Genomic DNA, 1,011 nt, shown 5'->3' with positions numbered 1-1,011 from the left:
GCGTACTCGCGCCCGGCCGGCTCGCCCACGCTCGCCGCGTTGTTCGGCCACGAGTACCAGCTCGCGATGAGACCGGTGATCATGGGCGCGACCCACCACGAGGTGCGCTTGTAGGCGCCGTCCCAGCTCAGGGAGATGTGCACGTGGTCGGTGTGCGGGCTGGCGCCGGTGTAGTCCTTCCAGCCGGAGCCCGGGCTGGACGCCGACCAGATCTTGCGGTTCCAGATGATGTACATGACACCGAGCCGGCGCGCGTTGTAGCCCGGCTTGTCGTCCGGTCCGGCCGCCGTCAGCCACGTGGTGAACGCGTCGCCCGCGGCCTTCTCGGCGCTGTTGTTCACGTTGAGGCCCCAGTCGAGCGCGCGGCCCTCCTTGTGCTCGCTCGCGCCGCCGATCCCGCACGCGCGGCTGATCCCGAGGTTGCGCCCGACCCGGTAGTAGTCCATCGCCATGCGCAGGATCGCCTGGGCCCCCGGCTTGGCCGTCGGGTCGCAGGTGTTCTGCCCGTTGTAGGGGCTGTAGGGGTCGACCGGGCTGGGAGCCGGCACGCTCGACGTCGGCCCGGGCGGCAGGACGGCGGCCAGTGCGGGAGCGGCCACCACCGCGCCCAGCAGCGCCGTCACGACGGCGATGTCGGCGAGGCGGTGAGGCCGTGCGGAGGTCGTTCGGGTCTGGCGGCGCATCGTTGTCCAAGCAGGAGGGGGCGGGGTCTGCCCCGTTCCCATCGGGTGCGGCGGGGCGTTCGTGAGCGTTCTGGGTGGTTTTGTCGGAAGTCGCCGGCCGTGGGCGGTCAGGGGGCGACGGCGTCGTCGGTGGTCGTCCCGTTGGGCGCCGGACCGTCGGCGCGCTGACCCTCGGCGCGCTGACCCTCGGCACCATCACCCTCGGCGCCGGCACTCTCCGCGCCCCGACCCGTCGCGGTCGATCCCTCCTGCGTCGGCTCGTCCGTCGCCGGTGCGTCGGGCGCGCCGGTCGTGGGGGCCGGCGTCGGGGTGGCGCTCGGGCTCGGGG

The 1,011-nt window shown here is 73.7% G+C and carries 1 protein-coding gene and 1 pseudogene; both read right to left on the bottom strand.

The genetic code is table 11. The features are described 5' to 3' along the window. On the bottom strand, window positions 1–623 hold a 623-nt coding region (locus CAE01nite_RS17925), incomplete at its 3' end, for a VldE C-terminal domain-containing protein (protein ID WP_503826110.1). Window positions 624–790: 167 nt separating this feature from the next. Next, window positions 791–1,011, bottom strand: a pseudogene (locus CAE01nite_RS18385) (hypothetical protein); the annotation flags it as partial.

Source organism: Cellulomonas aerilata (assembly GCF_007991755.1).
GTDB classification, from domain to species: domain Bacteria; phylum Actinomycetota; class Actinomycetes; order Actinomycetales; family Cellulomonadaceae; genus Pengzhenrongella; species Pengzhenrongella aerilata.
Note: the sequence above shows the minus strand (reverse complement) of the source record. Positions and strands in the feature narration are given on the sequence as shown.